This is a genomic window from Flavobacterium sp. 22659 (assembly GCF_052044235.1).
GTDB classification, from domain to species: Bacteria; Bacteroidota; Bacteroidia; order Flavobacteriales; family Flavobacteriaceae; genus Flavobacterium; species Flavobacterium johnsoniae.
In genome coordinates, this window is sequence record NZ_JBQEMU010000002.1 from 134,622 (window position 1) to 161,043 (window position 26,422).

Sequence of the window (26,422 nt, forward strand, 5' to 3'; positions counted from 1 at the left end):
TTTTATGTTTCTCTGCGTTAAAAAAGCCTCTAAAATTATTTAGAGGCTTTTTTGATTTTAATTATTTTCGAAACTTATTTAACTTGAAATTTGTGCAGATCACTTGTTGCAGGTCCATTTGTAACTGTTCCGTCTGCAGCAAATCTTGAACCGTGACACGGACAATCAAATGTTTTTTCGTCAGAATTCCATTTTACAATACAACCTAAATGAGGACAAACAGCAGAAAAAGCCTGCAGGGTATTATCATAATCACGATAAACGGCTACTTTCTTTAATCCTATGGTAAGAATGCCTCCGTCTCCAGCTTTTAAATCGGCTGTATTATTTAAGTCAGATGCCGTAATCCAGTCTAAATACTGTGATGCCATATTTCCTGCTTCTTTAATAAAATCGCCAAAGGCTTTAAAAGTAATTCGTGACGGATTGTATAAATCTTCCCATTTATTTTTTATACCAAGAATTTGATCCGTAATAATCATGGCTCCAATCGTGGCATGCGTCATACCGTTTCCAGAATCACCTGTAATGATGTAAATATTTTTATCTCCTGGATTTCTTCCCATAAAACCTAATGAATCATAAGGCTCCATAACCTGCCCAGACCATTTATAGCTAATTTCGTCCAGCATTGGAAAATATTGTCTTGTCCAGGTTTCAAGTCTTTCATATCGTTCAGCTTCAGAAATTCCTTCCTCATCTGCTTGTCCTGTTTTATGATCTTCACCACCTGAGATCAATAAATCGTATTCATCGTCAAAACTTTCCAAACGCACATAATGATAAGGCTGAGAAACCCATTTCGACTTTGTATCACCAGTATCCCACCATAATGCATAGGGTAAAGAACCTTTTGGGATTTTACCGCCTATTACATAAGTTCTATAAGCGTGCTGTTTGGTGTGCATGGTTAGAACATCATTAATTGGAGTATTAGTTGCCACGACAATTTGTTTTGCCTGAAAATTAAAACCATTTACAACTGCTCCATTTTTTGTAATATTTTCTGCGTGTGCCTCAGTAAAAATGGTTCCTCCAAGATTGATAACAGCTTGGGCAAGACCTTTTAGATAATGCAGAATGTGGAATTGGCCTTGGTTTTTAAATTCAATAGATTTTTGGTTTTCGGCTCCGGCTAAATATGGCGTATTATTGAGCATAGTAGTATTAAGTCCGGCTTTTTGAACAGCATTAAATTCTTCTTCGAGATTTTTTTCTTTATCACTAGGATGAAGAAACAAATAACCGCTTACTCTTTTAAAAGAACAGTCTATTTTTAGATTGTTTACTATTTTTTCAATTTCATCTATTGCGGCACTGTGACTTTCAGCCGCCAGATGTGCATTTTCTTTACCAAAAGTATTTTCAAGATAATAATAACGATCATCAAGTGCACAGGTTAAATGTGCTGTTGTTCTTCCTGTTTCTCCGCTTCCTAAAAAACCGTCTTCAACCAAAACTATTTTCTTTCCGGCTTCTAAAAGTTTATAAGCCGTGGTGAGACCCGCGATTCCGCCTCCAATAATAAGTACTTCTGCTGCTATATCCTGATGCGGTTTCTCAAAAGCTAAAATTGAAGTTGTATCGATCCAAAAAGAAACATTATCTCCTGAAGTAATACTTCCTTCGTTTATTTTATCAGCTGATTTCATTCTGTATCATTTAAATATTTATAAAATTGATTTTGCAAATCACTGATATCAAAGCTACTAACAAGAATTGACTATTGCTTATAGTATTGATTCTCAATTTTATATGATTGCCAGTTTACTTAATTTTTATTCTGTTATTATGTGCGGTATGCAAGGCATTGTACTTTAATACAGCAGAAAATACCAATGCAAAAAAGCCTTTATAACTAAGTTTATTTTTAAGTATCTATAAAAAATAGTAACTTTAATATTCTATGATAAAAAGTTTTAGTAACATATAATAGTTTTATTATTGATTTTAGATATCTGCTTATAAAACTACCCTAATATATTATTTAATGGTAAAACTAATTTGAAAATATTTTTCAATAAGTTTTATCTATCAGAAAAGAATTAGAAATGATAAATACTCAGGATTTTCTCTTTCTATACTTAGTAATTTAGTAAAAAATAAAAATTTCGAATTATGGAGAATCAATCAAACGACATTAGCAAGTGCCCTTTTCATAATGGCAGTATGGATAATCAAGCCGCATCAGGTACAAAAAATAATGACTGGTGGCCCAAACAATTAAAGGTGAATATCCTGAGACAGAATTCATCTCTATCAAATCCTTTAAGTAAAGATTTTGATTATGCAGAAGCTTTTAAAACTCTTGATCTTGAAGCTGTAAAAAAAGACCTTCATGTACTTATGACAGATTCACAAGACTGGTGGCCGGCAGACTTTGGTCACTACGGAGGGCTTTTTATCCGTATGGCATGGCATAGTGCAGGAACTTACCGTGTACACGACGGGCGAGGCGGAGCAGGAGCGGGACAACAGCGTTTTGCACCTTTAAACAGCTGGCCTGATAATGTGAGTCTTGATAAAGCCAGAAGACTTCTCTGGCCCATAAAACAAAAATACGGACAAAAAATTTCGTGGGCTGATTTAATGATACTAACAGGAAATGTAGCTCTTGAATCTATGGGTTTTAAAACTTTTGGATTTGCAGGAGGAAGAGCAGATGTATGGGAACCGGATGAATCTGTTTACTGGGGTTCTGAAACCACATGGCTGGGAGGCGACGAACGTTATAGTAATGGTTCAGAGGGTGTGCCGAAAGATCATGGAGTTGTTTCTGCAGATGATGATGCCGACGGAAAAGTTCATTCAAGAAATTTAGAAAAACCTCTTGCTGCAGTTCAAATGGGGCTTATATATGTAAATCCAGAAGGTCCTGACGGAAATCCTGATCCTATTTTAGCAGCAAAAGATATACGAGATACATTCGGCCGAATGGCTATGAATGATGAAGAAACGGTTGCTTTAATTGCCGGAGGCCATACTTTTGGTAAAACTCACGGTGCAGCTTCATCTGATCACGTAGATAAAGAACCTGAAGCAGCTGGTTTAGAACTGCAGGGTTTTGGCTGGAAAAATAGTTTTGGATCAGGTAAAGGTGCTGATGCTATTACAAGCGGACTTGAAGTTACATGGACTAAAACTCCAACACAATGGAGTAATAATTTCTTCGAAAACTTATTTGCTTTTGAATGGGAACTTTCTAAAAGTCCGGCAGGCGCGCACCAATGGGTTGCAAAAAATGCCGAAGCCATTATTCCTGATGCTTTTGACAGTACAAAAAAACATCTTCCAACAATGCTTACTACTGATTTATCTCTAAGGTTAGATCCAGAGTATGAAAAAATATCACGCCGCTTTTTAGAAAATCCTGATCAGTTTGCCGATGCCTTTTCCCGTGCCTGGTTTAAGTTAACACATCGTGATATGGGACCGCGTGCACGCTACCTTGGACCAGATGTTCCTCAGGAAGTATTGTTATGGCAGGATCCTATTCCAGAAGTAAACCACAAATTAATAGACGAAAATGACATAAAACAGCTGAAAGAAAAAATACTAAATTCAGGATTAACTATTTCTCAGTTAGTTGCAGCTGCTTGGGCTTCAGCATCTACTTTTAGAGGCTCAGACAAGCGCGGCGGTGCAAATGGCGCACGTGTAAGACTGGCTCCCCAAAAAGACTGGGAAGTAAATAACCCGGCTAAGCTTGCTCAGGTTTTAAGTAAATTAGAAACTATTCAAACAGAGTTTAATGCTTCGCAAAATGATGGTAAAAAAGTTTCTTTGGCTGATTTAATAGTTTTAGCAGGTTCTGCCGGAGTCGAAAAAGCGGCTAACGAAGCAGGAAGTTCAGTTGTTGTACCTTTTAATCCAGGTCGTATGGATGCATCTGCAGAAGAAACAGATGTCGAATCATTTGGATATCTGGAGCCAAAAGCAGATGGTTTTAGAAATTACAGAAAAACAAAATCAGCAGTTTCTACAGAGGAACTTCTTATTGATAAAGCGAATTTGCTGACTCTTACTGCACCTGAACTTACGGTGCTTTTAGGTGGTCTTCGTGTACTTGATATTAATGCAGACGGTTCAAAAAATGGTGTTTTTACACATCGTCCGGGTCAATTGACCAATGATTTTTTTGTAAATCTGTTAGATATGAATACACAATGGCAGGCTGTTTCAAACGATAAAGAACTCTATGCAGGAAATGACAGAAGCACCGGACAGCCTAAATGGATTGCAACACGTGCAGATCTTGTTTTTGGATCTAATTCAGAATTAAGAGCTGTTGCAGAAGTATACGCAAGCACTGATGCAAATGAAAAATTTGTAAATGATTTTATTAAGGTATGGACTAAAGTCATGAATCTGGATAGATTTGATTTAGCTTAATAGCTGATATTTATAATTGTATTTAAGACGCCATTAATTGGCGTCTTTTTTTTGATATAAGTCATCCTTATAAAAATTGATTTCTATACTCACAGTTTGTACTTTTGCCCTTATGAGTGATAATTTTACAAACGAATATTTTGGCATAGGAATACAAAATGGTAAAACACCAGAAAACTTAGGTGTTTTGTGGAGATCTGCCCAAAATCTGGGTGCATCTTTTATATTTACCATAGGAAACCGATATGCCAAACAAGCCTGTGATACCCACGATGCAGTAAAAGCAATTCCTTATTTTCATTATGAAACTTTTGAGGCCTTTTTTGAAAATTTACCAAAAGGCGCACGTCTGGTTGGAGTTGAATTATCTGAAAAAGCAGTAGATTTAGAAACCTTTGAACACCCAAGACGATGCGTTTATTTATTGGGAGCAGAAGATCATGGTTTATCGAAAAAAGCAATGGATAAATGCCATCATTTAGTAAAATTTAAATCAGAAAAAAGTTTAAATGTTGCTGTGGCGGGAACTGTTGTGATGTATGACAGGAATTTATCCAAACCTAGATCTTAAAATGAAAAAATGTAATAATTTGTATTTCATAATGTTTAAAGAAAATTAGCAGATCTTTTTTATGATAAACGACTATAAAAAGCATGATTTATATGGCATGACATTAATTCAAAAAATTGAATTAACACCGCCTTTTAAATTTGATTTTCCAATTACTGAGCAGGCTTGCTTTTTATATGTAAAAGAAGGTGAGATTGATTATTATGTTGATAACGAAAATGTCAATATTTCTGCAAATTATTCATTATTGGTAAATTGTATGGATTCTGGTAAACAATTGCATAATTCAAATTCCAATAATAATTGTGAAATAGTTATTGTAACGTTCTATCCTGAAATATTAAAGAAAATATATGAAAAGGAACTTCCATTATTGTTTCAAAGACCTGAAAGTTTAATATCGAATAAATCAAGTGAAAGAATAAATAACGATTTTTTAATTCAAAAGTATATCGAAGGATTATTGTTTTATTTTGAAAATCCGTCTTTAATCAATGAAGACATTTTAGTTCTAAAATTAAAAGAAATTATACTCTTATTGTCTCAAACACAAAATTCAGAATCAATACAGCTGATATTGTCCCAGCTTTTTTCTCCCACTATTTATAGTTTCAGACAAATAATCGAAGCAAATTTATTTTCGCAGCTCACTATTGAAGAATTAGCACAACAGAATAATTTAAGTGTATCATCGTTTAAACGCGAATTTTCAAAAATATATCATGATACTCCTGCGAATTACATTAAAACTAAAAAGCTTATCAAAGCGGCAGAGATGCTTCAGGTTTCTGACCAGCGTATTACTGAAATAGCTTTTGACTGCGGTTTTAATGATCTGGCAAATTTTACCAAAAGTTTCACCAGCAAATATGGTATCAGTCCCACAAATTACAGACAGAAACTTAAATAATTAATACTAACTAGAATTTTGTTTAAAGTTTTTATGAACGAAATCACCAAATAATTGAACTATTTGACAAAACCATTTCTGTTAATCTATCGGAAGTTTGTACTGTTTTCAAACAAATTTAAATTAATACAAAATGGGATTATCAAGTTTAGGAATTTTTCACACTATTATTGGTGTAGGCGCAATTATCGCGGCGTTAGTAGATTTTATCAAATATGGTAAAATCAATTTGAACAAATTATCTGGTAAGATATATTTTTACGGAACGATCATTACATCGTTAACTTCATTAGGCATCTCTAAACATGGAGGTTTTAATCCGGGACATGCTTTTTCTATTTTTATAATCTTTTTGGTACTGGGAGCTTATTTTCTAAATGCAAAGAGAAAAAATAGTGCGAGATCCCGTTATTTCGAAAATTTCTGGTTGTCTTTTAGTTTCTTTCTTTCTCTGGTGCCAACAGTCAATGAAACTTTTACCAGAATTCCTGTGCGCCGGCCTCTGGCCAAAGATATTACCGATCCAATAATAGGAAGAACACTTCTTTTTCTGCTTTTACTTTTTGTTATTGGTTCTGTTTATCAGTTTTTCAGACAAAGGTTGATTAACAGAGCTGACATTTTAGAATAAGCTCAGGGAATATTTTTTAAATTATTGAATAAGCTTTAATATTCAGTAGTTGGTTTTGTAGTCTCGCGGGAGAATATTCCAGAACAGACAACTTACAATCAAGAACCTTTTACCGGAGTGTATGTTATAGTTCTTAAAGAAGACTCAAATTATGTAACCGCAGTCGAAACAGATAGAATGGGGGTAATGAAATAGAAATAAAAAAGATGAGCTGTAATACTCATCTTTTTTATTTTATATCTTGATATATTTTTTCCTTATTTTAAAACGTGTTTTTGCGTTAGAAAAACATAGACATCGTTTAGTGTTTTTTATGAAATAAAAGCAGGCCGATACCAATACCAATTCCGGCAAACATTGCCAGTTTAAGATCTGATGTGTTTTTTGCAGACGGATTTCCATAAACTCGCAGCGGTTCTTTTGACTTCGTCAAAACATTACCAGGGTTATTTTCCTTATTCTTATTAAATTCCATTTTAGTACGCACAACGGCAGATGCAGCGTTGATGATTACTTTAGGAAATAATCTGTAAAGGTTTGTGACGGCAGCAGCCTTAAAATCAGGAAACAGGTCCTTTTTAGGATTTTTAGCCAGCTCTACTATTTTAGAGGCTGTATCACGAGGATCTGACGCAATAAAAGGTATTGTCATATCAAAACCCGAATATTTTGCTGAATGAAGATTGCCCGTTGAGTTTTGGAGTTGCGGATAAAGATTGCAGATGTGAATGTGCTGTCGGTTTGATATTTCACCCTGCAGGCATTCCATTAGACCTCTTATTCCATATTTGCTGGCAGAATAAACCGCACTGTAAGGTGCTGGCATATAACCACCTATCGATATGTTATTAATTAAAACACCTTCATTTTGTGTTTTAAAAATTTTAATGGCATTATAAGCTCCGTGCATGTAACCAAACAAATTGGTCTTGATTACCTGATGATGGATTTCTAAAGGGATTTCTTCAAATTTCCCGCTGGCCATAACTCCCGCATTGTTGACCCATATATCGATTTTTCCTCCTATTGATGCAGCTGATGCAGCTACTTTTTCTACCTCCTCAGGAATAGACATATCTGCCGAAACGCCAACAGCCTGCACACCTAATTCACGGCAGAATTTCACTATTTCATCTAATCCTTCTTGTCCTCTGGCCGCTAAGATCAGATTGCATCCTTCATGGGCAAATGCTTCCGCCGCAGCTCTGCCTACACCGCTGCTTGCTCCTGTAATGACAACGTTTTTCCCTTTAAGGCTATTTTGGACTACTGTTTTATCTGTCATAATTCTATTATTTAGATGGTTAACTTATAAATTGAAGTGGGTAAGTATATTTTTAAATGTCGTGACACTGCTTTTTTCATTAGCTCTGCTTGAAGTGCTTTTTATAAAAAGTTTTTTTTCTGAAGTTCTGGAACTAAGTGTTCTGTTCTTCTGATTTAGAAATTTCATAGCGCATAATTTAATAATGAATAATTGTTTTAAAGCATTATAAAATTATGCTAAAGGATTTCGTTGCGGTTATATAATTTTTAATGTTAATTACTTAATTAATAGGCTGCTGAAGGAATGATGTACTGGTAATTTTATAAAATCAGAATGAAATTAAATACTTCTGTAAGCTGTAGATGTTTGTAATTTTATTGTAGTTAAAATGTTTATAATCAAAATAATAAGTTATGGCAGAAATTAAAATTGAGAAGAAAAAGCCTTTATGGCCATGGATTGTGGCAATCCTGTTAATCGCGGCTGTTGCCTATTATGTCTTTATACAAGATGATGGGACAAATAATAATATGCGTGTAGAAACCGAAAATGCCGTAGGCACAGACACTATAGCAAAATAATAAAGAGCAAGACAGACATAATTATTTTAAGTCTGTCAAAAAAATTAAGTGTAACACATAAACAAAATACCATGGATACGAAACAAAGAAATTTATACCGACTGGATGAACTTTCGGATTATAAGATTGCTTCTAATTACTCAGATGTAAGAGGATGGAAAATAGTAGATGCTGACAACCGCACTATAGGAACTATTGATAACCTCTGGGTCAATAAGGATATGCAGCGAGTGATTTATCTGGATGTTAAGGTCGATAAAAAATTAATAGAAGACGGACGTAAAGAAGTACACGATGCTATTGCTTACGACAATGGAAAAGAGTTTGTTTATAAGGATGGAGACAGCCATATTATCATTCCCATTGGATCGGTAAACATTAATAAAGACACAAAGATTGTCATGGCAAACAGCATAGGATATGACACCTTTAGAAATACAAGCAGATATAACAGCCAGGATAAGTTCGACAGGAACTATGAAAGAAATGTAATGCGATCTTATTATTCTTCTAACGATCCTGAATTTTATGACAGTGATGATGATAAATTTTACAATCGTCGAGAGTTCGAAAATCATTTATAATGTCATTACTCCAGTATAACTGTTCAATAATAAATAGAATTAATTATGGAAACAGAGATTTTTAATTTAGAAAAAAAATATTGGCAGGGCATGGAGGATCACCAATATGAAACAGTAAAAAACCTCACTCATTTTCCCTGTATAATAGCTGGAAGAAATGGAGTACAGAGTGTAGATGAACCGAGTTTTAAAAAAATGTTTGAGTCCGGCGAAGGCGATAAAATAAAAGTATTAGGTTATTTAGATGTTATATCCCAGTTGCCGACTCAAGAAACTGCGGTAACAGCCTATGTTATCGAATTATTGGATACAAAAGAAAATAAATCTGTCAAATGTGCCTGTACTTCAACATGGATAAAAGAAAATGACCGCTGGCTGTGTATGCTTCATACCGAAACAGAATTATCTTCTAAAAAATAAAAAAAAATGAATAGATTGCAGAACAGCATTCCACAGCTTTTTATCATTGCTTTGGAATGTTTTTCTTTTTCCGAAACTTGGGTCTACAACTGGATATTTTCTATAAAAATGAGTAGTTATTCTTCCCAGCTCAATTCATAAAAAAGCAGGTCTTCTTCCTGAGTCGTATCTTCTCCAATTCCTTCGGGTGCATAATAGTGTTTTTCGTATTCCATGGTTTTTCTGTTTATGTGGTTAGTTTAATAATCTCTCAGACATATTGGTTTTATTAAAATTATTTTTTTTACTTTAATTTGTTTTATATAATTTCATTTCAGCCTTTTAAAATTTACATCTTTCTGTCTTCATTTTTAGCACTTACATGAATGCACATAAGTGTAAATAGTATGTTATTACAAAGTTTTTCAGACTTATTACAAATTAGAGTTAGTGTACTGTGATATCGTTTTATTTTGTTATAAAATTGTATTCAATTTAAAGACAAAAACGACTTTATTCCAGACTTTTTCCCTTAAATAGTAGTGGCATGAAATACAAAAACATATTACTAGTCAACGATAATACTGATGATGCAGAGATTTTTGTGTCAGTTTTGAATGCAATCAGCCATGAAATCAGATCTTCTGTAGAGGAAAGTGCACTTGAGGCTTTAAAAAAGCTTAAGGATTCAAAAATCTGTCCTGATATAATCTTTTTGGATTATAATATGCCTTATTTTGATGGGAGCGGATTCCTTAAATTACTTCGTGATATTAAAGGCTTAAGAAAGATTCCAATTGTACTTTATTCCCGAAATTCGGGAATTATGCAGCAGGATGAAATAGACAAATTCAAGAGAGTGAAATTTTTGAAGAAACATGGCAGCTTCAAAAAGCTTTTTGAATCATTGCAAAAAATAATTATAGGTAAAAAAAGAGAAGATTGTAACTTGAAATTATAATTCCGGACACGGATCAGATTTAACTACAAATTCTTAAATAAAAAAGGTTTTGAGAATACTCAAAACCTTTTTTATTTAAGCTGTTTTTTATTTTTCTAATTGCATAATTTTAGAAATTACATTGCCTTTTGTCAGCAGTTTTTCATCTGGCTGACTGCCTCCAATCGAAATTTTGATTTTGCCTTCATATTGTTTTAAACTGCCTTCCGGTGTAACATACGAAAGATCTTCAGGAGAAAGATTAAAAGTAATTATTTTATTTTCACCAGATTTCAAATTGAATCTTTCAAATCCTTTTAAACTTTTCAAAGGTGTTTTTATTGCTGTATCCTGATTAATTAAGTACAGCTGCGCTACTTCTTCGCCTTCTGTTTTTCCGGTATTTGCTACTTTAACCGAAATAGAAACTGACTGTCCTTTTTTAATTTTAACTGGTGTTTTTAAATCACTATATTTAAATGAAGTATAACTCAGTCCGTATCCAAAGCCGTATAGCGGCGTTCCTTTAAAATAACGATACGTTTTATTATCCATTTTATAATCTACAAAAGAAGGTAAATCTGAATCGCTTTTGTAAAAAGTAACAGGAAGTCTTCCTGCCGGGTTATAATCTCCAAAAATTACATCGGCGGCTGCGGTTCCTGCCGATTGTCCGCCGTACCAGATATTTAGTATTGCCGGAATATTTTCTGCTTCCCACGGAATTGCTATTGCGCTTCCCGTCATCATGGCAAAAACTACTGGTTTTCCAGAAGACTGAAGCGCTTTTAAAAGTTTGGTCTGCACCCCCGGAAGCAGGATAGAGGTGCGGTCGCCTCCTTTAAATCCGGGAAAATCAACAGGCATTTCTTCTCCTTCCAGCTGCGGCGAAATACCGCCGGCAAAAACAAAAGCATCAGCATTTTTATGACGTTCAATTAAATCTGCAAAATTGGTTTTTACAAAATTTCCGGTCTGCAGCGATACTTCTGCTTTTCCTTCTCCCTGCCAATATTCCAATACTATTTTGTAAACTGTATTTTTTTTGGTTTCCAGTTTAAAAGTTTTTTCTCCCCATCTATTCTTCTGCCAGGCATTTACAACCTCTTTTCCGTTTATTATAAAACGATAACCGTCATCGGCTTTAAGTTCAAAAGTAACAGAACCGTCCTGATCTGCTGTAAAGTTTGTAGTATAACGCGCAGAGAAATGATTTGCTTTGATGTTTTGAATTACAACTTCTCCTTCCTGCCAGAAATTATTGATTTCTAATTCGGTTCTAACCGCTGCAGGCTGCCCTGAAAGAGTAGTATTATTGTAATATTCAGCCTTGAAACCTTGTTTTCCTTCGTATGAGTATTGATTTTTCAAGTCTTTGTAAACCAATAAAGTATCATTTGTAAAGTTGACTGCTTTCTCATAAACAACTTCTGTATCAGGACTCACTTTTTCTCTAATACCCTGCAAAACTGTAGTCAGTTTAGACGGAGTTCCGTTATAATTTCCCAATATTGAGATATCATTGTCGGCGTTTGGTCCCAGAACCACAATCTTTTTTAGGTTTTTATTTAAAGGAAGAATATTTTTTTCATTTTTAAGTAAAACGATCGACTGTCTTGCCATTTTTAAGGCATGTAATTGATGTTCTGTACTTTCTAAAACAGAAGATGAGGTTTGGGCATATTTTACCATTGATACGGGATCAAACATTCCAAGTCTGAAACGAATCATAAAAAGACGTTTCACAGAAATATCAATCTGTTTTTCGCTGATTTTTCCATTTTTAACAGCCTGAACAAGTGCTTTATAAGCGTCGGTGCCGCAATCAATATCAGTGCCATGAAAAACAGCATCGGCAGCAGCAGATTCAGCATCGGAATGTGTTTTATGATTCTTAAAAAAATCGTCAATCGCCCAGCAGTCTGAAGTAACATAACCGTCAAATTTCCATTCTTTTCTCAGAATATCATTCATTAAAATGTCACTTGCACAACAAGGCTGTGTTCTAAATGCATTGTAAGCACACATAACACCGGCTACATTCGATTCGGTTATTAATTTTCTAAAAGCAGGAAGATAAGTGTCCCAAAGTTCATAGGGCGTTACATCAACATCAAAAGTATGTCTTAGCGATTCCGGACCGCTGTGTACAGCGTAATGTTTAGCACAAGCGGCGGCTTTTAGGTATTTAGGATCATCTCCCTGCAGGCCTTTTACAAAAGCGTCACCTAAGACAGCTGTTAAGTAAGGATCTTCTCCATAGGTTTCCTGTCCGCGTCCCCAGCGAGGATCACGAAAAATATTAATATTTGGAGTCCAGTAGGTGAGTCCCAAATAACGCTCGTTGGTTCTTTTAAGTTCTACCGCTTTATTGTATATAGCCCTGCCTTCAAGAGCAGAATAGTCGGCCATTGTAAAGAGCGAATTTTTATCAAAAGTTGCTGCCATTCCAATAGCTTGAGGATAAACCGTCGTTTTAAACGGAGTTCTGGCAACTCCATGCAAGGTTTCATTCCACCAGTCATAAGCAGGAATACCTAATCTTGCAATTTCAGGTGACGAATTTAGCATTTGAGAAACTTTTTCTTCTAATGTTAAACGACTCACAAGATCATCAACTCTCTGTTCAAAACTCAGTGATGGATTTTGAAATTCAAAATCATACTTTTTGTCTTGTGAATATGAATAAATGCAAATTAAAAATAAGAGGCAGTATATCGTTTTTTTCATCTTCATGGAATTATTTTTTTGTGTAAAAGAATTAAGATTAGATAGTAAAGGTGATTGCAACCGATTGTGTAAATAAAATAAATTTTTTCCAATTACATATAATTATGCTTAAAAAATAATGGTATTTGTATTAAATAGAGAGTAGTATTGATTTTTATTGACTTTATTTAGGTATTTATAATTATTTTATAAACTGACTGATTGCTTTTTTATGTTGTACAAGTCATTCTAAACTATATTTTGAAAAGAGAAGAGGGGATTTAATTTTTGGAATTGCATTTCTAAAAATGATTTCATAATTCATTACCTATTATATATAAGATAGGTTAAAATGAGCATCCAAATGTTTAAAAATATATAGCTGTAAAAAGTTATTGTAAAAACAAATAATTCTTTAATCTGCCTTTATATACTATTATAGTATAAAGTTGTATTAAATGATTTATAAAAATGGATTGAGCTTATTCTCAAAAAATGAATACTCTCTGTTTGAATACTCTACAAATTAACAACCGATTGTTTAGATTGGCTTTTTCTGCACTTTTTGTCTTGTATTTATTTTAAATTTCTATTGTTATTTACTGCTTTTGTATTGAAATATCTTGTATTTAACATTATTTTTACTTCAATTTTTTCTAAATACACCAAATATTTACTCTTTTATTCTTTTGTTAAATTTTATAAAAAATCATTTTATAATTGATAACAATCGATATCTTCTGAAATGTTTTTTTAATAAAAAATCAATATTTTAATTATAAAATTAGTTTTTATATTTTTTTTAGAGGCTTTTTTTTTGTAATTATCAATAAAAATTTACACAACCGATTGTGTATTATTTGTTTTTCTATATATTTGTTTTAAATACACTTATTAACTAAACCAAAGTTCTAACTTAATTTAAATCAATTTTTATGACTAACTTTTTTGTTACAAGTAAGCACAAGCGTTTTAAATGCTTATGTTTTTTGATGTTAATGCTTGCGTTTTCGTATCATATGGGTGCGCAGACAACAGTCACAGGTATGGTATCAGATGCCAATGGACCAATTCCTGGAGCGAATGTAAATTTAAAAGGTGCTAAAAATGGAGTAAGCACCAGTTTTGATGGTAATTATTCTATTAGTGTTCCTTCAAATGGTACTCTTGTTTTTAGTTTTATAGGTTTGAAAAGCAAAGAAGTTGCTGTAAACGGACAAAAAACTATTAATGTTACTCTTGAAGAGGATTTAAGTACATTAAAAGAAGTTGTTGTTATTGGGTATGGTACTCAAATGAAAGAGTCTGTAACAGGTTCTGTTGCCTCGATAGGAGGTAAAGAGTTAAATGAAGTTCCTGCAGCGAACATTACGCAGGCGCTTCAAGGGAGACTTCCGGGGGTTGAATTAACACAGACATCTTCAAAACCGGGAGCGGCGATGCAGATTCGTATTCGTGGAACCAGATCACTTACAGGAAGTAATGATCCTTTGATTGTACTTGACGGAGTTCCATTTGCGGGTTCGATAGGAGATATTAATCCTGTTGATATTAAATCTGTTGATATTTTAAAAGATGCTTCGGCAACTGCTATTTATGGTTCGAGAGGAGCAAATGGTGTTATCATGATTACCAGTAATAAAGGACGTAAAAATCAGCAGGCAACATTTAGCTATAATGGTTTCAGCGGTATAAAGCAGGTTTTTGGCAAATATCCAATGATGAATGCTGAAAGGTTTGCAGCTCTTCGTGATTATGCCGGATTATATACAGATGGTGTTGATGAATCTAGAAGCACAAATACAGACTGGCAGGATTCACTTTACGGAGCTGGTGAAATGATCAGTCATGATGTGAGCGTTGCAGGTGGAACTGAAAAAGGTTCATACAATGCAGGATTAGGTTATTATAAAGAAGAATCTGTTCTTCCGGGACAAAAATTCGAACGTTACAGCCTTAGAGCGGGTGTAGACCAGCAGATTGGAAGTGCATTTCGTATAGGGTTTACAACTAATAGCAATTATGCTGTAACAAATGGAGATAACATTGGTACAGGAACTATTTTAGGAACTTCTCCGCTTGCGAACCCTTACAGAGCTGACGGATCTTTGAAAAGAGTAGTAAGTATGGGTGCTGATGATCAATGGGTTTACACAAGACAATCAATTAAAAACTTAGGTGAATCGTATATTAATTTAACCAGAGCTTTTAGTTCATACAATAATATTTTTGCCGAATTAAAAATTCCGGGAGTTAAAGGTTTAAAATACCGCCTAAATACGGGATTAAATTTACGTACTTCAAACAGCGGTTATTATGAAGGGCAGGGTGTTTTTGATGTAAATCCGGCTACTTTATCTAACGCTTCTATAACGAATGCATTGTCTACACAATGGCTTATTGAAAACCTTTTGACATACGACAGAACATTTGCTGATAAACATACTGTAAACTTTGTTGGTCTTTATTCAAATGAGCAGTATACAGGAAACAGTTCTCAGATTTCAAGAAACGGAATTACTTCTGATGCATTTCAGTTTTACAATTTAGGTCAGAGTGAAGAAGAAGCAGTTATTAATCCGGCAAATCAGGATTATACACAATGGGGACTTCGTTCTTATATGGCCAGACTTATGTATTCGTATGACAATAAATATTTCATTTCAGGAACCATACGATCTGATGGATCTTCAAGATTATCTGACGGTAATAAATGGGTAACTTACCCGGCAGTTTCTGTGGGTTGGAATGTTTCAAATGAGTCATTTATGAAAGGCATTAAGGAAACAGTTAATTTAGTGAAACTGCGTGCTGGTTATGGAGAAACTTCTAATCAGGCAGTAGCACCTTATGCTACTTTGGGAGCTTTAAGCACGAGACCTTACAATTTTGGAAACACAAATTCTACAGGTGTTTATGTAACAGAACTGCCAAACCCAAATTTAGGGTGGGAGTTTTCTACTACATGGAATTATGCTCTTGATTTTGGATTATTTAATAATCGTCTTTCTGGTACTTTAGAATATTATAATACACAAACAAAAGACCTTTTACAAAGAGTAGGACTTCCTGCAACATCTGGTGTAAGCAGTTATGTAGCTAACGTGGGAGCAACAGAAAATAAAGGATATGAAATATCTTTAAACGGAGTAATTCTTGACAATCCGGAAGGATTAAGCTGGTCAGTTGGATTTAACTTGTATGCTAACAAAAACAAACTGGTTTCTCTTGCTTCAGGAGCAGAAAGAGACGAAGCAAACTCTTGGTTTGTGGGACGTAACATAAACTCAATTTATGATTATGAAAAAGTTGGAATCTGGCAGGAAGGTGATCCTTATATGTCAATTTTAGAACCTGGACCAACAGGAATTAATCAGCAGGGAACAGTTGTGGGATCAATCAAGGTAAAATACACAGGAGATTTTAACCCAGACGGATCGCCAACTAGAGCTATAAATGCAAATGACAGACAAATTATAGAAACAGATCCTGATTTTCAGGGAGGTTTCAACACAAACTTAACTTACAAAGGTTTTGATTTTTCTGCAGTTGGAGCTTTTAAAAGCGGCGGTGTATTAATCAGCACGCTTTACGGCGGTGCAAGTTACCTTAACTTAATGAACGGCCGTAGAAGTAATGTTGAAGTTGATTACTGGACGCCAGATAACAGAGATGCAGAGTTTCCTAACCCAAGAGGTATCAGAAGCGGGGATAATCCTAAATACATTTCGACAATGGGTTATTTTGATGCTTCTTATGTTAAAATCAGAGCCCTTACTTTAGGATATACATTAGATCAGGATTTTATTAAAGATTTAGGTATTAATAAACTAAGAGTTTATTTTACAGCACAAAATCCATTTGTATTTTTCTCTCCTTATCATAAAGCATCAGGAATGGATCCTGAAACTAACTCATTTGGAGATGAAAATCAGGCTGTATCCTCTTACCAAAGAAGATTTTTGGTTATTGGTACTAATACCCCTAGTACCCGAAATTATTTATTTGGACTTAACTTAACATTTTAATCAAGAAGAACTATGAAACGATATATTTTTAGAAATTTAATAATAGGATCAGTAGTTTTATACTCCTTTGCCAGCTGTACTGATATTCTGGAAGAAAAGCCGCATGATTTTTATGAACCGGGTTATTTTAAAACAGAACAGGGAGTAATACAAGGATTAACTTCTCATTATGCCCACCTTCGTTATATTTACGGACAGGCTTATTTTTATAATGCTACACAAACCGGTACAGATGAAGCAACGTATGCGCAGAGTGCAGACGGAAATTTCAAGGATCATGATTTATCAGGAGTTGGTGTAATTAACCCTAACTCAAGCCGTTCAGATGTTTTATGGAACAATTCATACAATGATATCAACACGGCCAGCGGTATAATCGAGAACGGAGCAGCTGTAGGAGTTTCAAGCAGTCTTATTGCCGAGTCAAAATTTTTCAGGGCTTTCGATTATTTCTTATTGGTTCAGACTTTTGGAGGTGTGCCATTAGATTTAGGAGCTGGAGAATTGAAATTTAACAGTAAACCTTCGAGATCTTCAAAACGTAATACAGTTCCAGAAGTTTATACAAAAGCTGTTTTTCCAGATTTAAAAGCAGCAGTTGCTGAACTGCCGGATGCTGCCCGATTAACAGGTACTGCAACCAAAACATTAGCTCGTTTAATATTGGCAAAAGCATATTTGACTTATGCATGGTGGCTGGAAAATCCAAATAATATTCCAACTTATCCTGAAGCACCACGTACAGATCCTGACGGACATAATGCACAATGGTATTTTCAGCAGGCTTATGATTTAGCCGTAGAAGGAATTAATAATCCTGGTCCTTATGCTTTATTGGATTCTTTTTATGATGTAAACGCAGGTCCAAATGACAGAAATAAAGAAGTAATGTTATATGCAGATCATACAGAATCAAGCGAATATTACAACGGAGGAAGTCTTACTTACGGAAGCGGCGGAGCACCTGATAACTTCGCTGGCTGGATGGTAACCTGGAATTACACTTCTATTAGAAGTAAAAACGGAAGCGCTTCGGTTTCTTCTGTTCAGCGTGAAGCCAATCAGTTTTTAGGACGTCCATGGACAAGAATGGCGCCTCCAATTGAAGTTTTCACCAAAACTTTTGCAGATAAAACAAATGATTCAAGATATGACGGAACTTTTGCAGCAGTTTATCGCGGTAACTGGAATTTGCAGGGAACAGGTCTTACAACCGTACCGACTTTAACCAATGCAAACGGATTAACAATTAAACCTGGCGACGCTGTATTAACGTTTTTAAATGATGAACCATTAACACCAATTACTTATCCTTCTGGACAAGGTGACAGCGGTGTTGGAGCAGGAATTTTACCGGGAAGAGCAGATTACGTTATTTCTCCAAACGGAATAAGCAGAATTGTATATCCAGGTTTCTGGAAATTAGGGCCATATCGTACCGATAATGCGGGCGGATTAGGACAGCCTAATGCTGCAAGTACAAGACCTTACCCAGTGGCAAAATTCTCTGAGTTGTATCTGGTAGCGGCAGAAGCTGCTGTTAAAGGTGCAACGGGAACCCTAAGCGCAAGAACTCTTGTAAACGTGATAAGAGCAAGAGCAGGAAAATGGCGCTGGGATAATAACGGAAATACAGCAAAAATAGCAGACAACAGTGCAGCTATGACCACTGCAACTCCGGCAATAATTGATATTAATTACATTTTAGCAGAACGTTCACGTGAGTTTTTTGGAGAAGGATACCGCTGGTATGATTTAGTAAGAACTCAAAAATGGAATGAGATTGCAGGAAAATATTCAATTGGCGGATCTAACTATGGTCAGCATACACCTGAAGTTGTAACCAGAACTATTGATGCACATCATTATTTAAGACCAATTCCTCAAGGACAGTTAGATGGTATGGAAATGAGTGCAGATGAAAAAGCTAAATATCAAAATCCGGGTTACTAGATTAACTTTTTAAACAAATTTAGATCCTATTTATAAGAGTTGATTTTACGGTTACTTTTTGATGATCTTAAGTTTGTAAGTTGAAAGCCGAGGGCATTTTCTCTCGGCTTTTTAATATTTTTTTGAATAAATAAATAATACACAAATGATTAAAGGAAATATCTTTTTTTTACTGGCAGCAGCACTTTTGTGTTCTTATACAGGAACTGCTCAGAAAAAAATGCAATCAAAAAAAACAGCTGTTTTTTCTAATGTCGTTTACAATGGTGATGATCAGATTTATAAAAATAATCCATTAAAACCAGACGAATTTTATACGCCTATTTTACAGGGATGTTATCCAGATCCTGCCATTACCAAAAAAGGAGATGATTACTACATGGTATGTTCTTCATTTGCAATGTTTCCCGGCGTGCCTATTTTTCATTCCAAAGATTTAGTAAACTGGACAGATTTAGGAGGTGTTTTAAACAATGTATCCGAATTTAATCCGCATGATACCGGAATCAGCGCAGGAGTATATGCACCCGGAATTACCTACAATCCGCACAATGATACTTTTTATATGATTGTGACAGCCTTTTCAGGTGGCCTTGGAAATATCATTGTCAAAACAAAAGATCCCATGAAAGGATGGGGAAGCCCTATAAAATTAGACTTCGGCGGTATTGATCCTTCAATCTTTTTTGATGAAAATGGCAAAGGATATATCGTTCATAATGACGCACCCGATAAAGGAAAAGAATTATACGAAGGACACCGTGTAATTAAAGTTTGGGAATATGATCTTACTACTGATAAAGTAATTCCCGGCACCGATAAAATTATTGTAGACGGAGGAGTAGACCTTTCTAAAAAACCTATTTGGATTGAAGCACCGCATTTATATAAAAAAAATGGGAAATATTATTTAATGTGTGCCGAAGGCGGTACAGGAGGAAATCACAGCGAAGTTATTTTCACCAGTGATAGTCCAAAAGGCCCTTTTAAACCAGCATCAAATAACCCGATTCTTACCCAGCGTTATTTTCCAAAAGACAGAGCCAATAAAGTAGACTGGGCAGGCCACGCTGATTTAATACAAGGACCGGACAATAAATATTACGGTGTTTTCCTGGCAATCCGACCTAACGAAAAAGACAGAGTAAATATAGGAAGAGAAACTTTTATACTTCCTGTAGACTGGTCTGGCGAATTTCCTGTTTTTGAAAACGGATTAGTTCCTATGCAGCCAAAACTAAAAATGCCGGCTGGAGTTACAAACCAAACCGGAAAAAATGGGTTTTTTCCAAATGGAAATTTCACTTTTACCGAAAATTTCACTTCTCAAAAATTAGATTACAGATGGATAGGATTAAGAGGTCCTCGCGAAAACTTTAGTTCAGTAAGTAAAAAAGGTTTAGAAATAACGCCTTTTGAAGTAAACATTAAAGAAATGAAACCTACTTCGACACTTTTTTACAGACAACAGCACAATACTTTCTCATTTACAGCATCAGTTGATTACAAACTGCAGTCAGAAAAAGATCTGGCAGGAATTGTATGTCTTCAAAATGAACGTTTTAATTATGTTTTCGGGATTACTAAAAAAGGAAATGATACTTTTATAATACTGGAAAGAACAGAAAAAGGACAGTCAAAAATTATAGCAAGTTCTAAAATCAAAATAACAAATACACTTCGTCTGCAGGTAAAAGCTGCGGGAGACAATTATGAATTCAGTTATGCTGTAAATGGAGTTGATTTTGAAAATTTAGGCGGAACCGTTTCTGGCGATATTCTTTCAACAAATGCTGCCGGAGATTTTACAGGGGCATTAGTAGGTTTATATGCTACTTCGGCTAATGATGCTCATCCATAATCAGGATAAAAATTAATTTTTTTTATTCGAAAATGAACTTATAATTTTTAATAAAATGAATGTAAAAATAAAGTCTGTTAAATGGATCGTACTTTTAAATCTGCTGTTTGTAATGGCAGGGTGTACATCGAATAAAGCATTAATTAAAACGGGAGATAAAAAAGAAGATCAAAACTGGACAGGCACCTGGGCAACAGCTCAAATTCTTGTTGAACCAAAAAATATGCCTCCTGAACCCGGATTAGCACAGAATACACTTCGTCAGATTATTAAAGTATCGCTGGGCGGTAAACAGATTAGACTTCGTTTTTCTAATCTGTTTAGCGATCAGCCTGCCGTTCTGAAATCGGTAAGTGTTGCCAATGTTACAGAAGCTCCGGCTGTAGATATAAAAACACAAAAAATATTGAGTTTTAAGGGCAGTCCGCAAGTAACACTGGGAGCTGATGAGGTAGTATATTCAGATGCTTTTGATTTTGAATTACAGCCAGGACAGCTTTTAGCCATTACCATTCATTATGGCGAAATTTCATCAAACGTATCAGGTCATCCCGGTTCCCGCACAACTTCTTATATTTTACAAGGCGATCATATCAATAACGAATCTTTTGCAGGAGCAGTAAAAACAGACCATTGGTATTCTATTATGGGAGTCGACATTAGTTCAGTTAAAAATGAGAGTAATGTTGTATGCTTAGGAAATTCAATTATCGACGGCCGCGGATCTGGAACAAACAAACAAAACCGCTGGACAGATATTTTAGCATCACGTCTAAATGCGAATAAAAACACAGCCCATATTGGTGTGCTTAATTTAGGAATTGGAGGGAATTGTGTAGTAAGGGGAGGATTAGGACCAACGGCCTTAAATCGTTTTGACAGAGATGTACTTTCTCAAAGCGGGACCAAATGGCTTATTATTCTGGAAGGAATAAATGACATTGGCGGCATTCGAAAAGCAGAAGATGCATCAGTCACAGCAAAAGAAATTATAGAAGGCTATAAAGTTATGATTGATAAAGCCCATGCCAAAGGTATAAAAGTATTTGGCGGTACAATTCTGCCATTTGAAAAATCCTTTTATGATGCGCCTTTTAAACAAGATGCACGAGATATTGTAAACGAATGGATTAGAACCAAAGGCAATTTTGATGCTGTAATTGATTTTGATAAAGCAATGGCTTCAGACGTTGGCTCTAAAACAATTTTGCCAGATATGCACGACAACGATTTTTTACATCCCAATGAAAAAGGATATCAAAGAATGGGAGAAACCGTTGATTTAGATTTGTTTCAATAACACGATTTCACAAGACTAATTTTTAATTGCAAATTTTAATTAAAGTATAAAATGAAATTAATAATCAGGTTTTCAATATTTACGATTCTTTTTTTAACAGCACAGAAAGGATATTCCCAAGATCCGAATTTCCATGTGTATTTAAGTTTCGGACAATCGAATATGGAAGGTTTTGCCAAAATAGAACCTCAGGATAAAACAGGTGTCAACGAACGCTTTCAGGTTTTGTCGGCAGTTGACTGTCCTGAAATGGGACGCGAAAAAGGGAAATGGTATACAGCTGTTCCGCCTTTATGCAGATGTACCACAGGACTTACCCCAATGGATTATTTTGGAAGAACTATGATATCGAACCTTCCGCAGAATATAAAAGTCGGTGTTGTAAATGTTGCTGTTGGAGGCTGTAAAATAGAACTTTTTGATAAGAATAATTTTGAAAGTTATGTCGCTAATTCTCCCGACTGGTTAAAAAATATCGTAAAACAATACGACGGTAATCCATACGGGAGATTGGTAGAAATGGCTAAAATTGCTCAGAAAAAAGGCGTTATAAAAGGCATTCTGCTTCATCAGGGAGAATCAAATACAGGCGATACACTCTGGCCTCAAAAAGTAAAAATTGTTTATGATAATTTAATTAAAGATCTCAATCTTGATCCGAAAAAAGTACCATTACTTTCCGGAGAAACCGTAAATGAAGATCAGAATGGTAAATGCGGCAGTATGAATAAGATCATTGCAAAACTGCCTCAGGTACTGCCAAACTCTTATATTATTTCTTCAAAAGGATGTAAAGCAGATGCTGATTTCCTGCATTTCAGCCCCGAAGGTTACAGAGAATTAGGCAAACGTTATGCCGATAAAATGCTGTCCCTATCAGGATATATGCTATTTAACGGCAAAGAACCTTTTATTGTTCGTGCCCCTCTTGGATTTGATGAGGTAAACGCAAATGCTCCGCAAGGCAAGGTCGAAATAGTAAGTTACGAATCTAAAACAGTAGGTTCAACCAGAAAAGCAACTATTTATACGCCTCCGGGATTTAATAAAAATAAAAAATATCCGGTTCTCTATCTGCTTCACGGAATAGGTGGAGATGAAAAAGAATGGCTAAACGGTGGACAGCCCAATGTTATATTGGATAATCTTTATGCTGATGGAAAGCTTGAACCTATGATCGTAGTAATGCCAAACGGCAGAGCAATGAAAGACGACAGAGCCGGCGGCGATATCATGGCGGCAGATAAAGTAAAAGCTTTTAGTGTTTTTGAAAAAGACCTTTTAAACGATTTAATTCCTTTTATCGAAAAAAAATATCCGGTTTTAAAAGACAGGGAACATCGTGCTATTGCAGGTTTATCTATGGGAGGCGGACAGTCTTTAAATTTCGGATTGGGGAATTTAGATCAATTTGCGTGGGTTGGAGCTTTTTCGGCTGCGCCTAATACAAAAATAGGAACAGAATTATTAGCAAAACCCGAAGAAGCAAAAAAGAAACTCAAACTGCTTTGGATTTCATGCGGTGATAAAGACTGGCTTATAGAAAACAGCACCCGCACACATGATTATCTGGCTAAAAATAATGTTCCTCATATTTACTACATCGAGCCGGGAGTACATGACTTTAAAGTCTGGAAAAATGGACTTTATATGTTTTCACAGTTTTTATTTAAAGAGGTTGATCCCTTAGTTTTTCAAAAATACAGCATATCTGCCTATACTATCGAGAAGTAATTTTTAATTAAGAGAAAATAAAATGAAAAGTCTTTCAACATGGATTGCCTTATTGATTATCTGTATTTACAGCCCTTTAAAAGCAGCAGAACCTTTCATTACCCATGAAAAAAGTTCTAACGTTATGGTGCTGAAAGAAAAATCAGTACAGCCGTCTTTTTTCATAAATACTACGCTTGATGCTGGTATCATGCGCGCCGTATATAATCTCCAATCAGATTTTGAAAAAGTTACGGGTTCAAAACCTGTTATTCTGAATCAAAACCCAGCAGATTCTTCCCCTCTTATTATAATTGGAATGGCAGGAAATTCAGTCATTGATGATTTAATAAAGCAAAAGAAAATCAACGGAAAAGAGCTTAAAGGGAAAAATGAAAAATTTATTATCCAGCACGTCAAAAATCCGTTCAAAGGAGTTGAAGAAGCTATTGTAATTGCAGGCAGTGACAAACGCGGTACAATTTACGGCATTTATGAATTATCCAGACAAATAGGAGTTTCACCCTGGTATTACTGGGCAGATGTTCCGGTAAAGAAAAGTGAAACACTTTATTTTATAAAAGGAACGTACAGCGATGGAGAACCGGCTGTAAAATACAGAGGAATCTTTTTAAATGATGAAGCTCCCGCATTGAGCGGCTGGGCAAAAAAAACATTCGGCGGATTTAATAGTAAGTTCTATGAGAAAGTTTTCGAATTATTACTTCGTTTAAAGTCCAATTATATGTGGCCTGCCATGTGGGGGAATGCTTTTTATGATGATGATCCGTTAAGCGGACCTCTTGCTAATGAAATGGGAATTATAATGGGAACATCCCACCATGAACCAATGGCTTTGGCTCAAACAGACTGGCACCGTTATATCAAAAAAAACAATCTCCCTAATGTTTGGGATTATTCTAAAAATAAAACTGTTTTAGATGAATTCTGGAAAAGCGGTATCGTACGAAGTAAAAACTGGGAAAAACTAGTAACCATAGGTATGCGTGGAGACGGCGATGAAGCCATGAGCGAAGGAACTAATATAAGTCTGCTCGAAAATATAGTAAAAGAACAGCGCCGTATTATTTCGCAGGAAACCGGACAAAGTCCAGACAAAACGCCTCAGGTTTGGGCTTTATACAAAGAAGTTCAGGATTATTACGATCAGGGAATGCGTGTTCCGGACGATGTAATTTTATTATTCTGTGATGATAACTGGGGAAATGTCCGTAAACTTCCAGATTTAAGTAAACCTCTGCATAAGGGCGGTTACGGTATGTATTATCATTTCGATTACGTTGGAGGTCCAAGAAATTCAAAATGGATTAATATAAGTCCGATACAAAGAGTCTGGGAACAAATGAATCTTAGTTATGAGCATGGTGCAGATAAAGTCTGGATTGTGAATGTTGGTGATCTTAAACCAATGGAGTTTCCTATCAGTTTTTTTCTCGATATGGCATGGAATCCTAAGAAATTTAATCCGCAGAATTTATTTGAATTTACCGAAAAATGGGCTGCAGAGCAGTTTGGAGAAAAACATTCAAAAGAAATTGCCGGATTTTTAAATACGTATCCCAAATTCAATCGTCGTGTAACACCAGAAATGCTCGACAGTCAAACTTACAGTCTTGAAAATTACAATGAATTTCAAAATGTAGTAAACGATTATAAAAATCTGGCACTTGATGCCTACAGAGTTTATAATGATTTACCTCAGGAATATAAAGATGCTTATTTCCAGCTCGTTTTATATCCTATAGACGCCTGCAGTAATCTCTATGAAATGTATTTTGCACAAGCGTTGAATAAAAAATTATACAAACAGAAAGATATTCAGGCTAATTATTATGCCGATTTGGTGAAGACTAAGTTCACACGCGATTCTGTTCTTCAAAACAAATACAATAACGAAATTGCCAATGGAAAATGGCCTCACATGATGGATCAAATGCGCATTGGTTACAAAAACTGGTTTGATACTCCTAAAAATATTTTACCTGAAATACAATACATTACTGCCTCTGAAAAAACAGAACGAAAAGTATTTGTAGAAAAAGACGGTTATGTTTCTATAGAAGCCGCACATTTTTCTAAAGCAAACAATTCAAAAAGAATTCATTGGGAAACAATTCCTGATTTTGGAAAAACAAAAAGCGGCATTACGACATTACCCCAAAACCTTTATCCGGACACAAAGGAAAATATTTTTGTAGAATATGAAATTGATTTTACTTCGACCGGAACTTTTAATGTTGAATTATTACTAGCGCCTACACTTAATTTTAACAGCAACAAAGGGCTTCGTTATGAAGTTTCTTTTGATGACGAAAAACCGCAGCTTGTAAATTTTAACGAGAAATATCGCGGCGAACTCGGAAAATGGCAGGCAGAACACATGATCCATTCCCTTACGTCGCACCAGATTTTGAAACCAGGCAGACATACACTGCGTTTTCGCGTACTGGATCCCGGAATTGTTCTTCAGAAGATTTTAATAAATACCGGCGGATTAAAACCGTCTTATCTCGGTGCGCCCGAAAGCGACAGGGTTTCACAGGATTAGTTTTAATTCAATAA

Annotated in this window: 17 protein-coding genes; 14 read left to right on the plus strand and 3 right to left on the minus strand. The window is 35.2% G+C overall.

All coding sequences use genetic code 11. The annotated features are described in order from the left end of the window. Window positions 1–74 precede the first annotated feature (74 nt). Window positions 75–1,652: an FAD-dependent oxidoreductase gene (locus tag ACTJIW_RS02800; protein ID WP_274250270.1), complete on the minus strand. Its 1,578-nt coding sequence runs from the start codon at window positions 1,650–1,652 to the stop codon at window positions 75–77. Between the two features lie 466 nt (window positions 1,653–2,118). Between ACTJIW_RS02800 and katG the strand changes: the two genes are divergently transcribed. The 4 genes from katG to ACTJIW_RS02820 all read left to right on the plus strand — a co-directional run bounded on the left by katG (window position 2,119) and on the right by ACTJIW_RS02820 (window position 6,504). After that, window positions 2,119–4,392, plus strand: a complete 2,274-nt coding sequence (katG, locus tag ACTJIW_RS02805; RefSeq protein WP_440715659.1) for a catalase/peroxidase HPI — start codon at window positions 2,119–2,121, stop codon at window positions 4,390–4,392. Between the two features lie 112 nt (window positions 4,393–4,504). Further along, window positions 4,505–4,963 (plus strand): RNA methyltransferase, encoded by a 459-nt coding sequence (locus ACTJIW_RS02810; protein WP_012025873.1) that lies wholly within the window; start codon window positions 4,505–4,507, stop codon window positions 4,961–4,963. Window positions 4,964–5,024: 61 nt separating this feature from the next. Continuing rightward, on the plus strand, window positions 5,025–5,873 hold the full coding sequence (locus ACTJIW_RS02815) for a helix-turn-helix domain-containing protein (protein WP_440715660.1): 849 nt from the start codon (window positions 5,025–5,027) through the stop codon (window positions 5,871–5,873). Between the two features lie 133 nt (window positions 5,874–6,006). Continuing rightward, on the plus strand, window positions 6,007–6,504 hold the full coding sequence (locus ACTJIW_RS02820) for a hypothetical protein (RefSeq protein WP_440715661.1): 498 nt from the start codon (window positions 6,007–6,009) through the stop codon (window positions 6,502–6,504). 301 nt (window positions 6,505–6,805) lie between these two features. Here ACTJIW_RS02820 and ACTJIW_RS02825 read toward each other — a convergent pair whose 3' ends face one another. After that, a complete protein-coding gene (locus ACTJIW_RS02825) occupies window positions 6,806–7,789 on the minus strand; it encodes an SDR family NAD(P)-dependent oxidoreductase (RefSeq protein ID WP_440715662.1) in 984 nt (327 codons plus the stop codon). A gap of 395 nt (window positions 7,790–8,184) precedes the next feature. Between ACTJIW_RS02825 and ACTJIW_RS02830 the strand changes: the two genes are divergently transcribed. The 4 genes from ACTJIW_RS02830 to ACTJIW_RS02845 all read left to right on the plus strand — a co-directional run bounded on the left by ACTJIW_RS02830 (window position 8,185) and on the right by ACTJIW_RS02845 (window position 10,296). Then, window positions 8,185–8,352 carry a hypothetical protein gene (locus tag ACTJIW_RS02830; protein ID WP_165768449.1) on the plus strand — a complete coding sequence of 56 codons (168 nt, stop codon included), beginning with the start codon at window positions 8,185–8,187 and terminating at the stop codon, window positions 8,350–8,352. Between the two features lie 71 nt (window positions 8,353–8,423). After that, window positions 8,424–8,936 (plus strand): PRC-barrel domain-containing protein, encoded by a 513-nt coding sequence (locus ACTJIW_RS02835; protein WP_149207058.1) that lies wholly within the window; start codon window positions 8,424–8,426, stop codon window positions 8,934–8,936. 45 nt (window positions 8,937–8,981) lie between these two features. After that, window positions 8,982–9,356 (plus strand): DUF4440 domain-containing protein, encoded by a 375-nt coding sequence (locus tag ACTJIW_RS02840; RefSeq protein ID WP_440715663.1) that lies wholly within the window; start codon window positions 8,982–8,984, stop codon window positions 9,354–9,356. A 526-nt stretch (window positions 9,357–9,882) separates the two neighbouring features. Then, on the plus strand, window positions 9,883–10,296 hold the full coding sequence (locus tag ACTJIW_RS02845) for a response regulator (RefSeq protein WP_440715664.1): 414 nt from the start codon (window positions 9,883–9,885) through the stop codon (window positions 10,294–10,296). 87 nt (window positions 10,297–10,383) lie between these two features. Here ACTJIW_RS02845 and ACTJIW_RS02850 read toward each other — a convergent pair whose 3' ends face one another. Continuing rightward, window positions 10,384–13,011 carry a glycoside hydrolase family 3 C-terminal domain-containing protein gene (locus ACTJIW_RS02850; protein WP_440715665.1) on the minus strand — a complete coding sequence of 876 codons (2,628 nt, stop codon included), beginning with the start codon at window positions 13,009–13,011 and terminating at the stop codon, window positions 10,384–10,386. Between the two features lie 908 nt (window positions 13,012–13,919). Between ACTJIW_RS02850 and ACTJIW_RS02855 the strand changes: the two genes are divergently transcribed. From ACTJIW_RS02855 to ACTJIW_RS02880, 6 genes are all read left to right on the plus strand, one after another. Further along, a complete protein-coding gene (locus ACTJIW_RS02855; protein ID WP_440715666.1) occupies window positions 13,920–17,012 on the plus strand; it encodes a SusC/RagA family TonB-linked outer membrane protein in 3,093 nt (1,030 codons plus the stop codon). Window positions 17,013–17,024: 12 nt separating this feature from the next. After that, the gene (locus ACTJIW_RS02860; RefSeq protein WP_012025858.1) at window positions 17,025–18,965 is read left to right on the plus strand and encodes a RagB/SusD family nutrient uptake outer membrane protein; all 1,941 of its coding nucleotides are present in this window, start codon (window positions 17,025–17,027) and stop codon (window positions 18,963–18,965) included. A gap of 145 nt (window positions 18,966–19,110) precedes the next feature. Beyond that, entirely contained in the window at window positions 19,111–20,826 is a 1,716-nt protein-coding gene (locus ACTJIW_RS02865) for a glycoside hydrolase family 43 protein (protein WP_440715667.1), read from the plus strand. Window positions 20,827–20,881: 55 nt separating this feature from the next. Further along, window positions 20,882–22,126 carry an SGNH/GDSL hydrolase family protein gene (locus tag ACTJIW_RS02870; protein ID WP_440715668.1) on the plus strand — a complete coding sequence of 415 codons (1,245 nt, stop codon included), beginning with the start codon at window positions 20,882–20,884 and terminating at the stop codon, window positions 22,124–22,126. 51 nt (window positions 22,127–22,177) lie between these two features. Further along, window positions 22,178–23,860 (plus strand): sialate O-acetylesterase, encoded by a 1,683-nt coding sequence (locus ACTJIW_RS02875; RefSeq protein ID WP_012025855.1) that lies wholly within the window; start codon window positions 22,178–22,180, stop codon window positions 23,858–23,860. Window positions 23,861–23,882: 22 nt separating this feature from the next. Next, on the plus strand, window positions 23,883–26,408 hold the full coding sequence (locus tag ACTJIW_RS02880; protein ID WP_440715669.1) for a glycosyl hydrolase 115 family protein: 2,526 nt from the start codon (window positions 23,883–23,885) through the stop codon (window positions 26,406–26,408). The last annotated feature ends 14 nt before the right edge of the window (window positions 26,409–26,422 follow it).